Genomic DNA, 13667 nt, shown 5'->3' on the forward strand with positions numbered 1-13667 from the left:
TCACTGTAACAAAGCTCAGGATAAGAGGAAAATGAATTGCACTTAAGCATACAACAGAAGCTCGTCTTAATTTCGTTTTACAAACTTACCGTCTCCCGAGGCTTAGATAAAATGACTTTAATAAATTCGATATAGGAGACAGGCTTACCAAAATAATAACCCTGCAACAGGGTAATCTCATTACGGTTGAGATACTCCAGCTGCGCTTTCGTTTCTACGCCTTCAGCCACAATGCGCAATGAGAGTTTTTTCGCCAGGTCAATGACGCAGTCCAGCAGGATCGTTGAGTCCTTTTCATCTGAAACCCGGTTCACAAAGCTTTTATCAATTTTAATATAATCAATGGCAAGCGCATTAAGGCATGACAGCCCTGAATAGCCTGTACCAAAATCATCCAGTGCAATGACAAAACCGGCGTTATGCAGCATGTTAAGGTTTTCCACCAGGTGCGGATTATCGGTCAGCGGTTCGCGCTCGGTCACCTCGAGAACCAGTTTGACTTCTTTACCCTGAAACCCCTTTCCGAAGACGCGACAGTCACCAATGAAGGAAGGTGCATTGATGTGTCTGGCGCTGATGTTCACCCCGATATGAAACCCGTCCGGTAGCTTAGGCAAAAGCGGCTTAAGCTGTGTCACCACTTTCGCCATCAGCCCCTTGGTTAGCGGAATAATCAAACCGCTACGTTCGGCAATCGGAATAAAAACATCCGGTGGGATAAAGCCTGACTTTGGATGCTTCCATCTTGCCAGGACTTCAACGCCATACAGCCCGCCGGTATCGCCGTTCACGATAGGCTGGTAATACGGCACGATCTCCCCCTGCAAAATGGCCTTACGTAAATCGTCTTCAAATGAGGTGCTTTTCCCCTTGTAACGGCGGATCAAAATGCCCACCGCCACCGATAGCGCAAGAATAAGCAGTATCAGGCTCCATCCCTGTTGCAGTAGCCGCGTCAGGCTAAAAAAGGCAGGAGGTTGCCAGGCCAGGCTAAAGGGGAATCGCGTTGACGCCGTAATCGCTCCCGCCCAGGAGGCGGCTTTCCAGCCGGTAACATCACCGTTGCGCCCAAGCATGCTTTCGCCGACAACCAGCCCCAGATCTACGCTGTTTGATGCGCTCGCGATAACGTCCCGCAAGTGTGCATCACTCACGCTGACGATAACGCGCCCTCCCGCGACCGGCATCTGGAAAATAAGCACCGGAATGCCGTTCACCAGCCGATTGCCGGGTAACAGCATCAGTTTTTCGACAGGTAGCGTCTCCGGATGAATAATCAGCACGCCATTCCCGGGAAGGGATGTACAGATAATTTTACCCTGCTGCTGAATCATGATGGCGCGCAGATGCGGTTTTAGCGCGGCCTCGGTCCCCAGCAACAGCTGTCCGCTACTGGTACACCCTTCGGCCGCAACGCGCTTCGCCGTGTTGGCCGCACTGACGGCTTCAGCCAGAATGTTTTCTATTTTTTGGGTGCTTGCCGTGGCGGTATGACTATTATTAAGCTTCGCCATCTGCCATAGCTGCCAGTTAATAATCAGAATGCCGCTCAGAAAAAGAAACAAGGCACTGAGAATAGGGATCATCACGTTGCGCACGATGTTTTCCTTAATAGAAAAAGCAAGCATGGATGTTCAGGGAGAAGAGCCTGTGCTAACCCGGTAATGCTTATAACAATGAAAATAGCTTAGCTGAGAATTGTCTTAAAAAACTGATGCTTTCGTATGAGTTCACCTGCCCGAATTTACTCACATGACGTGACTATCAGGCTTGTGCCTTGCCCTGGCTGTGTTAAGATTTGTGAAATCAGGGAGCGGACAGGATAATCGGGAAATGAAAAAGCTCATTGCCGTTGCGATCGTTTCAACGCTTCTGGTCATTCTGTCTCTTTATGCGGTCAATGCTGTTATCGTGGGGCAGCAGAAGAGCAAACAGCGTGAGATATCCCATACCCTATTACGTTATTCAGAAGACCTGTCCCAAAGCGTGGCGATGGCCCTTAAAAGCATCACTACGCAAGGATGTGATAAAACCAGCCTTGATAGCTACAGGCAAATAACGCTGAATAACTATTATTTCGACGATATCGGTTTTATCGAGAAGGGAAAAATAGTCTGTACAGCCTTTTGGGGTAAACTTGCAGCGCCCGTTGCGCTTCCTGCAGAACTGCATAAAACGCCGAGAGGCTTTCTTCTGGCGCAGTTTTCCAGAAAAGATTTTTTCACGGGCAATGCGGCAATTTATAATAATATTATTATCTTCACCACCCGCTATGCTTACGATAAATTCACCCCGGTTACGGCAAGCTATTCTCTGAGTACCACGACCAAAGACTTCGGCAGAGTCTTTTTTTCAACCGTCCCTGAGTTAACGCAGCAGAGCTGGCTGCATTCGAAGCTGTTTACCCTGACCCTGACGCAGTGCAGCGCCCTCTGGGACCTGTGCGTCATCGTGAAGCATCACGACGCTGGGCTGGCCTCGTTACCCCCGTTTATCTTTTCGTTTCTCGCCGTCATTCTCTATTTTATCTGGGTCGCGATAACGTTATTTATCTTCCGCATCTATGAAGACCGTTTCTCTCTGGAACGCACGCTGATCAAAGCCGTCATCACCAATACCATCAGCGTTAACTACCAGCCTATTATCCGCATTCACGATCAAAAAATCGTGGGCGTCGAAGTTCTGTCGAGATGGCGCGATCAAAAGCATGGGGACGTCTCTCCGGAGCTGTTTATCCCATTAATTAAGAAGATTGGTCTGTATAAAAAATATTACAGTAATATTATCGAGAAATCCCTTTCAGATATTGCCCCACTGGCGATTAAACATCAGCTGATAGTTTCCATTAACGTTGGGCGGAAGGAAATTGAAGATGGGCAGTTCATTAACATTTTGCGCCGTGAATGTTTAGCCAATCACCTTCCCCTTTCCCTGATGAAGGTCGAACTTTCCGAGAAAGCCGTTTCCACGGTAGATATCCTCGAGGGGTTTTGTCAGGAGCTCAAATCGCTCGGTGTTAAAATATCAATAGATGATTTTGGCGTGCAAAATTCAAACCTCGCCCGCCTGTCGCTGCTTGAATATGATGAAATCAAAATCGATAAGTCGCTGGTGGACGGCATTAGCGAGCATTATAAGCAAAACATCTTTGCTATCTTCAGCGATGCCCTCGCGAGATTGAATAAGACCCTTGTTTTCGAGGGCGTGGAAAATGAAATTCAATATCGCTTTATTGCGAGCCGATATCCCGATGCGCTGATTCAGGGATGGTATTTTTCAAAAGCACTCACCCGCAGCGAGCTGGCGAAGCGACTCACCGGGGTCGCACCGTAACCAGAAGCCTTGCGTATCCATTTTTTTCCAGTCGGGCATTTCCATTTTTTACGCAAAAACATATAGTCGTCACAATCAGACGGTAGATTACCCTGACGCACACTCATATTTTGGTTAAAAACGTGAAATTATCCTTACTATTACCAGTGGTACTCTTTTGTCTGACCGTTATTTTCGCGCTGTTTATCGACGCCCCCGCTTCACATATTCTGCGGAAAAAATGTATGTGGTCCGACAGCGTGATGCTGAGCTGTATTGCTAAGCATCAGCATAACGGTTTTTAAAGCAGACTATTCATTTCCCCACTGATTGAGGAAATTCGCAATATCATCAATGCGACCCGCACGGATCCCGGCCTCAGCGGCCATCTCCTGCTGAGCCTCCTCGCTGATCTCCTCATTATTCGATAAACGGGTGAGCAGCAGCTGGAAATAATGCGCCAGCGCGTCGCGCTCTGACTCAGCGACCGGGTCTGCGGCTTCCGTCGCATACTCATCGGCAATGTCATAATATTTCAGTGGGATATCGTTGTTCATAACTGTCTCGTCGCTAACCTGTAAAGGTAAAGCCATCAGTATATCGGACGCCTTACCTCAACCAAAGCATTGCTTCAGATGAGTAACGCAAGCAGCGCTGCGAGCGCGGGCGCGGCCTGTACATACAAAATTTTTCGGCTGACGGTGGCTGCGCCAAAGAGCCCGGCGACCAATACGCAGGCCAGGAAGAAGATGGCCACCTGAATCCCCTTTTCGCCGAGCCAGAGGCTCCAGAGCAGACCGGCCGCCAGAAAACCGTTATACAGCCCCTGGTTTGCGGCCAGCACGCGGGTGTCGCGCGCAAAGTCGGGACGCAGATTAAAAGCCTTGTGCCCTGTTTTGGTGTTCCACAGGAACATTTCCAGCACAAGAATGTAGAGATGGATGAGTGCAACGACAGCGATAAGGACAGTGGCTAACATCGTGTTGTCTCCCGCAGGCAGAGGCAAAAAAAACGGGAACCCTCAGGCCCCCGCTCTTGTTTAACCCAGAATCTGGATTACATGTTCGCGATAATCGCGTCGCCAAACTCTGAGCATTTCAGCAGCTTAGCGCCTTCCATCAGACGTTCGAAATCGTAAGTTACGGTTTTCGCGTTGATCGCGCCTTCCATACCTTTAACGATCAGGTCTGCGGCTTCGAACCATTCCATATGACGCAGCATCATCTCTGCGGACAGGATGATAGAGCCTGGGTTCACTTTGTCCTGACCTGCGTATTTTGGTGCAGTACCGTGGGTCGCTTCGAACAGGGCGCACTCGTCACCGATGTTCGCGCCAGGGGCGATACCGATACCGCCAACCTGTGCTGCCAGGGCGTCAGAGATGTAGTCACCGTTAAGGTTCATACAGGCAATCACGTCGTATTCAGCAGGACGCAGCAGGATCTGCTGCAGGAACGCATCGGCGATCACATCTTTAATGATGATCTCTTTGCCGGTGTTCGGGTTCTTGATCTTCTGCCATGGGCCGCCGTCGATCAGCTCACCGCCGAACTCTTCGGTCGCCAACTGGTAGCCCCAGTCTTTGAACGCGCCTTCGGTGAACTTCATGATGTTGCCTTTGTGAACCAGGGTCACAGAGTCACGGTCGTTGGTGATTGCATATTCGATGGCTGCACGCACCAGACGTTTAGTACCGTCTTCAGAGCATGGCTTGATGCCGATACCGCAATGTTCAGGGAAGCGAATTTTCTTCACACCCATCTCTTCGCGCAGGAATTTAATCACTTTTTCTGCGTCAGCAGAGTCCGCTTTCCATTCGATACCCGCGTAGATGTCTTCTGAGTTTTCGCGGAAGATAACCATATCGGTCAGTTCAGGGTGCTTAACCGGGCTAGGGGTGCCCTGATAGTAACGAACCGGACGCAGACACACGTACAGGTCCAGCTCCTGACGCAGTGCCACGTTCAGGGAACGGATACCGCCGCCAACTGGCGTCGTCAGTGGGCCTTTAATAGCAACACGGTAGTCGCGGATCAGGTCCAGCGTTTCTGCTGGCAGCCAGACGTCCTGGCCATAAACTTGAGTAGATTTCTCACCGGTGTAAATTTCCATCCAGGAAATTTTACGCTCGCCTTTGTAGGCTTTCTCAACAGCGGCATCAACCACTTTCAGCATTGCCGGGGTAACGTCTACACCGATACCGTCACCTTCGATGAACGGGATAATCGGATTGTGAGGAACGTTAATCTTGCCGTTTTGCAGGGTGATCTTTTTACCTTCCGCCGGAACAACTACTTTGCTTTCCATTAACCTCTCCTTCGAGCGCTTCTGGTTGTTACTGATCTTATGTTAATAAATTGTAATGAGCCCTTCGATAGTACCTGATTGTCCTGCGCCATGAAAGGTCTTCGTTATTAGGCTATAATGCGGCAATTGATAACGCCTGAAAATACCATGAAGAAAACTTCTTTTACAAAACACCGGGTTGAGCGATTCAGCTCGCGACAACCCGCCAGAAGACCGCAGGAAACCCAGCCGAAGCGGGTTATTTTGTTCAATAAACCCTACGATGTTTTGCCGCAGTTTACCGATGAAGCCGGGCGCAGCACGCTGAAGGACTATATTCCCGTTCAGGGCGTCTACGCAGCCGGGCGTCTGGACCGCGACAGCGAAGGCCTTCTGGTCTTAACCAACGACGGCGCTTTACAGGCGAAGCTCACGCAGCCCGGGAAACGCACCGGTAAAATATACTTCGTACAGGTCGAAGGCGAGCCGGATGAAGCGACGCTGGCAGCGCTACGCAGCGGCGTGACGTTGAACGACGGCCCAACCCTGCCGGCAGGTATTGAACGCGTGAATGAACCGGAGTGGCTGTGGCCGCGCAACCCGCCGATTCGCGAACGCAAATCCATTCCGACAAGCTGGCTCAAAGTTACCCTTTATGAAGGCCGCAACCGCCAGGTTCGCCGCATGACCGCGCACGTCGGCTTCCCTACCCTGCGTCTGATTCGCTACGCCATGGGCAGCTACACCCTGGAAACGCTGGCAAACGGCGAATGGCGCGACGTTACCCCTTAAGGAGTCCCTATGTTTAAACCTCATGTCACGGTTGCCTGCGTGGTCCACGCCCGGGGTAAATTCCTTGTAGTCGAAGAGAGCATTAACGGCAAAGCGCTGTGGAACCAGCCTGCCGGACACCTTGAAGCCAATGAGACCCTGCTGCAGGCAGCGAAACGCGAGCTGTGGGAAGAGACCGGCATCCACGCTGAACCCCAGCACTTCATCCGTATGCACCAGTGGATCGCGCCGGATCACACCCCGTTTCTGCGCTTTTTATTTGCCGTTGAGCTTAGCGAAACGTGCGCCACAGAGCCGCAGGATGACGATATCGACCGCTGTCTGTGGGTTACCGCCGACGAGATCCTGAACGCGCCAAACCTGCGCTCGCCGCTGGTTGCGGAAAGCATTCGCTGCTGGCAGTCTGCTGGCCGCTTACCGCTGGATGTTATCGGCGCATTTAACTGGCCGTTTACAGAGGGTGTCAATGGTGGGGGGGCGTGATAGAATACGCCGCCTTGAAGTTCAATGTCGTGAGTATTCCATGTCAGATAACAGCCAGAAAAAAGTGATCGTCGGCATGTCCGGCGGTGTCGATTCCTCCGTTTCCGCCTACCTGTTGCAGCAACAGGGCTATAAGGTGGAGGGCCTGTTCATGAAGAACTGGGAGGAAGATGATGGCGAGGAATACTGCACCGCCGCTGCGGATCTCGCCGACGCGCAGGCCGTATGCGATAAGCTCGGCATTGAGCTGCACACCGTCAACTTTGCCGCAGAATACTGGGACAACGTTTTTGAACTGTTCCTGGAAGAGTACAAAGCGGGCCGCACGCCGAACCCGGATATTCTGTGCAACAAAGAGATCAAATTTAAAGCCTTCCTGGAATTCGCCGCGGAAGATCTGGGCGCAGACTACATTGCGACCGGTCACTACGTGCGCCGTGCAGACGTGAATGGCAAAAGCCAGCTGCTGCGCGGCCTGGACGGCAACAAAGATCAGAGCTACTTCCTCTATACGCTGAGCCACGAGCAAATCGCCCAGAGCCTGTTCCCGGTCGGGGAGCTGGAAAAGCCGCAGGTGCGTAAAATCGCCGAAGAGCTGGAGCTGATCACCGCGAAGAAAAAAGACTCTACCGGCATCTGCTTCATCGGCGAGCGCAAATTCCGCGATTTCCTGGGACGTTACCTGCCTGCACAGCCGGGTAAAATTGTCACCGTCGACGGTGAAGAGATTGGCCAGCATCAGGGGCTGATGTACCACACGCTCGGCCAGCGTAAAGGGCTGGGTATCGGCGGGACCAAAGAAGGCAGTGAAGATCCGTGGTATGTTGTCGACAAAGACGTCGAAAACAATATTCTGGTTGTTGCCCAGGGTCACGATCATCCGCGTCTGATGTCCGTTGGCCTTATCGCGCAGCAGCTGCACTGGGTCGATCGTGAGCCGCTGAAAGGCACGCTGCGCTGCACGGTGAAAACCCGCTACCGTCAGACCGATATTCCTTGCACCATTACCGCGCTTGATGACGATCGCATTGACGTGCGTTTCGACGAGCCGGTCGCCGCCGTCACCCCGGGTCAGTCCGCTGTCTTCTACAGCGGTGAGATCTGCCTGGGCGGCGGAATCATTGAACAGCGCCTGCCGCTGCCTGCTGTTTAATACGATTGCACACATAAAGGAGACCGTGTGGCGAAGAACTACTATGACATCACCCTGGCGCTGGCGGGAATTTGCCAGTCAGCCCGTCTGGTGCAACAGCTGGCGCATCAGGGTCATTGCGACGCTGACGCCCTGCACGTTTCACTGAACAGCGTTATCGATCTCAACCCCGGCTCGACCCTGGGCGTGTTCGGCGGCAGTGAAACCAATCTTCGTCTCGGTCTTGAAACCCTGCTTGGCGTGCTTAACGCCAGCAGCCGTCAGGGATTAAACGCGGAGCTGACCCGCTACACGTTGAGCCTGATGGTGCTGGAGCGTAAGCTGAGTGCAGCAAAAGGCGCGCTCAATACCCTGGGCGATCGTATTGCCGGGTTACAGCGTCAGCTCGACCATTTTGACCTGCAGTCCGAAACGCTGCTCAGCGCCATGGCCGGCATTTATGTTGACGTCATCAGCCCGCTTGGCCCGCGTATTCAGGTCACCGGATCCCCTGCCGTGCTGCAAAGTCCGCAGGTACAGGCAAAAGTGCGCGCTTCCCTGCTGGCAGGGATCCGCGCCGCCGTGCTGTGGCACCAGGTTGGCGGTGGCCGCCTGCAGTTAATGTTTTCTCGTAATCGCCTGACCACTCAGGCAAAACAAATTCTTGCTCATTGTTAACCTCCCGGAGTTGCGAATTATGGAATTATCCTCACTGACCGCCGTATCCCCTGTCGATGGACGCTATGGCGATAAAGTCAGCGCGCTGCGCGGGATCTTCAGCGAATATGGTTTGCTGAAGTTCCGTGTTCAGGTTGAAGTACGCTGGCTGCAAAAGCTGGCCGCCCAGGCAGCAATCAAGGAAGTTCCTGCTTTTGACGAAAAGGCAAACGATTACCTTGATAAAATCGTTGCCGAGTTTAGCGAACAAGACGCTGCACGCATTAAAACCATTGAACGCACCACCAACCACGACGTGAAAGCGGTTGAGTACTTCCTGAAAGAGAAAGTGGAAAGCGTCCCTGCGCTGCATGCCGTGTCTGAGTTCATTCACTTCGCCTGTACCTCTGAAGACATCAACAACCTCTCTCATGCGCTGATGCTCTCCACCGCGCGCAAAGAGGTGGTGCTGCCTTACTGGCGTAAAATCATCGACGCGGTAAAAGCGCTGTCCGTGGAATACCGTGACCTTCCGCTGCTTTCCCGTACCCACGGCCAGCCAGCCACCCCATCCACGATGGGTAAAGAGATGGCGAACGTCGCGTACCGTATGGAGCGCCAGTACCGTCAGCTTGAGCAGGTTGAGATCCTCGGTAAAATCAACGGCGCGGTCGGTAACTATAACGCCCACATCGCCGCCTACCCGGAAGTGGACTGGCACCAGTTCAGCGAAGAGTTCGTGACCTCTCTGGGCATTCAGTGGAACCCATACACCACGCAGATCGAGCCGCACGACTATATCGCCGAACTGTTTGACTGCATCGCGCGCTTCAACACCATCCTGATCGACTTCGATCGTGACGTGTGGGGCTACATCGCCCTGAACCACTTCAAGCAGAAAACCATCGCCGGTGAAATCGGCTCTTCCACCATGCCGCACAAAGTAAACCCAATCGACTTCGAAAACTCCGAAGGCAACCTGGGCCTGGCGAACGCCGTGCTGCAGCATATGGCGAGCAAACTGCCGGTATCCCGCTGGCAGCGCGACCTGACCGACTCCACCGTACTGCGTAACCTGGGCGTGGGCATTGGTTACGCGCTGATCGCGTATCAGTCCACCCTGAAAGGCGTGAGCAAACTGGAAGTGAACCGTGACCGTCTGCTGGACGAGCTGGATCACAACTGGGAAGTGCTGGCGGAGCCAATCCAGACCGTGATGCGCCGTTACGGCATCGAAAAACCGTACGAGAAGCTCAAAGAGCTGACCCGCGGCAAACGCGTTGATGCCGAAGGCATGAAGCAGTTTATCGACGGTCTGGCGCTGCCGGAAGAAGAGAAAACGCGCCTGAAGGCGATGACCCCGGCGAACTACATTGGCCGCGCCATCATCATGGTCGACGAGCTGAAGTAACGCCCCTCTCCCCCTTTTCGCCCGAAAAGGGGGATGCTTTTCCCCGGTTTACTCAATGTTTATCCCCACAACAACATAATCAGCGTTAAACTATTCATACCAATTATTTAGGGAGAAGAGATGATGCGCGTACTGGTTGTTGAGGATAACGCATTGCTACGCCATCACCTGAAGGTTCAGCTTCAGGAGATGGGACATCAGGTGGACGATGCTGAAGATGCAAAAGAAGCCGATTATTATCTCAATGAACACCTGCCGGATATTGCCATTGTCGATTTAGGGTTGCCTGACGAAGACGGTCTGTCGTTAATTCGCCGCTGGCGCAGCCACGATGTCTCCCTGCCGGTTCTGGTTCTGACCGCCCGTGAAGGCTGGCAGGATAAGGTTGAAGTGCTCAGCGCGGGTGCGGATGATTACGTCACCAAGCCGTTCCATATTGAAGAGGTGGCGGCGCGCATGCAGGCGCTGTTACGCCGCAACAGCGGGCTGGCTTCACAGGTTATTTCCATCCCGCCTTTCCAGGTCGATCTCTCCCGCCGGGAATTAGCGATCAATGACGAAGTGATCAAGCTCACCGCCTTCGAATACACCATTATGGAAACGCTGATCCGTAACAATGGCAAAGTGGTGAGCAAAGATTCCTTAATGCTCCAGCTCTATCCTGATGCTGAACTGCGCGAGAGCCATACCATTGACGTGCTGATGGGACGTTTGCGTAAGAAAATTCAGGCGCAGTATCCGCAGGATGTGATTACCACCGTCCGCGGCCAGGGCTACCTGTTCGAATTACGCTAAATGAAACGGATTTTACGCCACATTCTGCCCCTCTCGCTGCGGGTTCGTTTCTTACTGGCAACAGCCGCCGTCGTGCTGGTGCTGTCGCTCTCCTACGGCATGGTGGCCCTGGTGGGCTACAGCGTCAGCTTTGATAAAACCACCTTTCGGCTGTTGCGTGGCGAAAGCAATCTGTTTTATACCCTGGCGAAGTGGGAAAACAACCGAATCACCGTCGAAATGCCGGAAAACCTCAACCAGCAGAGCCCAACGCTGGCCCTGATTTATAACGAAAAAGGGAAATTGCTGTGGGCGCAGCGTGACATCCCCTGGCTGGTCAAAAGCATTCGTCCGGACTGGCTCAAAACCAACGGGTTTCATGAGATTGAAGCCGATCTCAACACCACCAGCTCGCTGATCCGTGAAGATCGCTCCCTGCAGCAAAAGCTGAACGAGATCCGCGCCGACAATGCCGAAACGGAGATGACGCACTCCGTCGCGATTAACCTCTACCCGGCGACGCTGAACATGCCGCAGCTGACCATCGTGGTGATCGACACCATCCCGGTCGAGCTGAAGCGTTCGTATATGGTCTGGAGCTGGTTCATCTACGTTCTGGCTGCGAATCTCCTGCTGGTGATCCCGCTGCTGTGGGTAGCAGCGTGGTGGAGCTTGCGCCCCATTGAATCACTGGCGAAAGAGGTTCGTGAACTGGAAGAACATCATCGCGAAAAGCTGAACCCGGAAACGACCCGTGAGCTCACCAGCCTGGTGCGTAACCTCAACCGCCTGCTGAAAAGTGAACGCGAACGCTACGATAAATACCGTACCACCCTTACCGACCTGACCCACAGTCTGAAAACCCCGCTGGCCGTGATGCAAAGTACCCTGCGTTCAATGCGCAGTTCGAAGCTGAGCGTCGATGACGCCGAGCCGGTGATGCTGGAACAGATCAGCCGTATTTCACAGCAAATTGGCTATTACCTGCATCGCGCCAGCATGCGTTCCGGCAGCGCCCTGCTGAGCCGCGAGCTGCACCCGGTCGCCCCGCTTCTGGATAACCTCACGTCCGCCCTCAACAAGGTGTATCAGCGTAAAGGTGTGAACATCAGCCTCGATATCTCGCCAGAGATAAGCTTCGTGGGTGAAAAAAATGACTTCATGGAAGTGATGGGTAACCTGCTGGATAACGCCTGCAAATACTGCCTGGAGTTCGTGGAAGTGTCTGCACGACAGACGGAAACCGAGCTGCATATTATCGTTGAGGATGATGGCCCGGGGATCCCGCGCAATAAGCGTGACGTGGTGTTCGATCGCGGTCAGCGCGCCGATACGCTACGTCCAGGCCAGGGCGTAGGATTAGCCGTCGCGCGCGAGATTGTCGATCAGTACGACGGAAAAATCGAAACCAGCGAAAGCCTGCTGGGCGGCGCCAGAATGGAGGTCATTTTTGGTCGCCAGCAGCCCACATCGAACGATAGTTAACCCGTTATGTGAAAAATGCGAGGATCTCGCAGCCGGGGGGCTGAGCTTCCGTTATAATCCGAGTCAGTAAGAGCCTGCGGAATAAAAAAATTATGGATTATCACTTAACACTTAACTGGCCCGAGTTTATTGAACGTTACTGGCAGAAACGCCCGGTGGTTCTGAAGCGCGGGTTCAGCAATTTTGTCGACCCCATCTCGCCTGACGAACTGGCCGGTCTGGCCATGGAAAACGAAGTCGACAGCCGTCTGGTCAGCCACCAGGACGGGAAATGGCAGGTTAGCCACGGTCCTTTCGAAAGCTACGATCACCTCGGTGAAAACAACTGGTCGCTGCTGGTGCAGGCGGTCAACCACTGGCACGAGCCAACTGCCGCCTTAATGCGTCCGTTCCGCGCCCTGCCCGACTGGCGCATGGACGATCTGATGATCTCCTTCTCCGTACCTGGCGGCGGCGTGGGTCCGCACCTGGACCAGTACGACGTGTTTATCATTCAGGGTACGGGCCGCCGCCGCTGGCGCGTGGGCGAAAAAGTGCCAATGAAGCAGCACTGCCCGCATCCGGATCTGCTCCAGGTTGACCCGTTTGAAGGGATTATCGACGAAGAGCTGGAGCCGGGTGACATTCTCTACATTCCACCTGGATTCCCTCACGAGGGCTACTCCCTGGAAAACTCACTCAACTACTCCGTAGGGTTCCGCGCGCCAAGCGGCCGCGAGATGATCAGCGGATTTGCCGACTACGTTCTGCAACGCGAGCTGGGCAGCTATCGTTACAGCGACCCTGATGTGCCTGCACGCGAGCATCCTGCGGATATTCTGCCAGAAGAACTCGATAAGCTGCGCGGCATGATGCTGGATCTGATTAACGAGCCAGAGCACTTCAAACAGTGGTTTGGTGAGTTTATCAGCCAGTCTCGTCACGAGCTGGACGTTGCGCCGCCGGAGCCGCCTTATCAGGCTGACGAGATTTACGATGCGCTCCAGCAGGGCGATAAGCTGACGCGTCTGGGCGGATTGCGCGTGCTGCGCATTGGTGAGGAGGTGTTCGTCAACGGCGAGAAGCTGGACTCTCCGCACCGTCCGGCGCTGGAAGCCATTGCCAGCCATCTGGTGCTGACTGCCGACACCTTTGGCGATGCGCTGGAAGACCCGTCCTTCCTCGCGATGCTGGCCGCGCTGGTCAACAGCGGGTACTGGTTCTTTGAGGACTGAGTCGCTGTAATGCCCGGTGGCGCTTCTGTATGACCGGATACATAGGTGACAGATCAGACCGGGAACATAGGTAACACTTTTTAGTCTATCCGGAGCACACTCTGGGTTTTTCGGTCATAGT

General features: G+C 53.6%; 13 protein-coding genes. 9 read left to right on the forward strand and 4 right to left on the reverse strand.

What is annotated here, in order from left to right; translation table 11 throughout:
* Window positions 1-77 precede the first annotated feature (77 nt).
* On the reverse strand, window positions 78-1598 hold the full coding sequence (gene pdeG, locus KIF87_RS09300; RefSeq protein WP_213328563.1) for a cyclic di-3',5'-guanosine monophosphate phosphodiesterase PdeG: 1521 nt from the start codon (window positions 1596-1598) through the stop codon (window positions 78-80).
* Window positions 1599-1833: 235 nt separating this feature from the next.
* On the opposite strand from pdeG, the gene KIF87_RS09305 reads away from it, so the two are divergent.
* Window positions 1834-3333, forward strand: coding sequence for an EAL domain-containing protein (locus KIF87_RS09305; RefSeq protein ID WP_213328564.1), 1500 nt, complete (start codon window positions 1834-1836; stop codon window positions 3331-3333).
* Between the two features lie 290 nt (window positions 3334-3623).
* Here the strand turns inward: KIF87_RS09305 and KIF87_RS09310 are convergent, their stop codons facing one another.
* From KIF87_RS09310 to icd, 3 genes are all read right to left on the reverse strand, one after another.
* The gene (locus KIF87_RS09310) at window positions 3624-3869 is read right to left on the reverse strand and encodes a YmjA family protein (protein WP_032657954.1); all 246 of its coding nucleotides are present in this window, start codon (window positions 3867-3869) and stop codon (window positions 3624-3626) included.
* 74 nt (window positions 3870-3943) lie between these two features.
* Complete coding sequence (locus KIF87_RS09315; protein ID WP_213328565.1) at window positions 3944-4291, reverse strand: DUF1304 domain-containing protein; 348 nt, start codon at window positions 4289-4291, stop codon at window positions 3944-3946.
* A 77-nt stretch (window positions 4292-4368) separates the two neighbouring features.
* A complete protein-coding gene (gene icd, locus KIF87_RS09320) occupies window positions 4369-5619 on the reverse strand; it encodes an NADP-dependent isocitrate dehydrogenase (RefSeq protein WP_063142859.1) in 1251 nt (416 codons plus the stop codon).
* Window positions 5620-5736: 117 nt separating this feature from the next.
* Between icd and rluE the strand changes: the two genes are divergently transcribed.
* From rluE to KIF87_RS09360, 8 genes are all read left to right on the forward strand, one after another.
* Complete coding sequence (gene rluE, locus KIF87_RS09325) at window positions 5737-6390, forward strand: 23S rRNA pseudouridine(2457) synthase RluE (RefSeq protein WP_213328566.1); 654 nt, start codon at window positions 5737-5739, stop codon at window positions 6388-6390.
* A gap of 9 nt (window positions 6391-6399) precedes the next feature.
* Complete coding sequence (locus KIF87_RS09330; RefSeq protein WP_033145233.1) at window positions 6400-6873, forward strand: NUDIX hydrolase; 474 nt, start codon at window positions 6400-6402, stop codon at window positions 6871-6873.
* Window positions 6874-6913: 40 nt separating this feature from the next.
* A complete protein-coding gene (mnmA, locus tag KIF87_RS09335) occupies window positions 6914-8026 on the forward strand; it encodes a tRNA 2-thiouridine(34) synthase MnmA (protein WP_213328567.1) in 1113 nt (370 codons plus the stop codon).
* A gap of 27 nt (window positions 8027-8053) precedes the next feature.
* Window positions 8054-8683 (forward strand): high frequency lysogenization protein HflD, encoded by a 630-nt coding sequence (gene hflD / locus KIF87_RS09340; RefSeq protein WP_013097081.1) that lies wholly within the window; start codon window positions 8054-8056, stop codon window positions 8681-8683.
* 19 nt (window positions 8684-8702) lie between these two features.
* The gene (purB, locus tag KIF87_RS09345) at window positions 8703-10073 is read left to right on the forward strand and encodes an adenylosuccinate lyase (RefSeq protein WP_213328568.1); all 1371 of its coding nucleotides are present in this window, start codon (window positions 8703-8705) and stop codon (window positions 10071-10073) included.
* A 123-nt stretch (window positions 10074-10196) separates the two neighbouring features.
* Window positions 10197-10868, forward strand: coding sequence for a two-component system response regulator PhoP (phoP, locus tag KIF87_RS09350; protein WP_028019015.1), 672 nt, complete (start codon window positions 10197-10199; stop codon window positions 10866-10868).
* Complete coding sequence (gene phoQ, locus KIF87_RS09355) at window positions 10869-12332, forward strand: two-component system sensor histidine kinase PhoQ (protein WP_213328569.1); 1464 nt, start codon at window positions 10869-10871, stop codon at window positions 12330-12332.
* 92 nt (window positions 12333-12424) lie between these two features.
* Window positions 12425-13546, forward strand: a complete 1122-nt coding sequence (locus tag KIF87_RS09360) for a ribosomal protein uL16 3-hydroxylase (RefSeq protein ID WP_023311180.1) — start codon at window positions 12425-12427, stop codon at window positions 13544-13546.
* Window positions 13547-13667: the final 121 nt, after the last annotated feature.

The organism is Enterobacter sp. 120016, assembly GCF_018383635.1.
GTDB classification, from domain to species: Bacteria; Pseudomonadota; Gammaproteobacteria; order Enterobacterales; family Enterobacteriaceae; genus Enterobacter; species Enterobacter asburiae_D.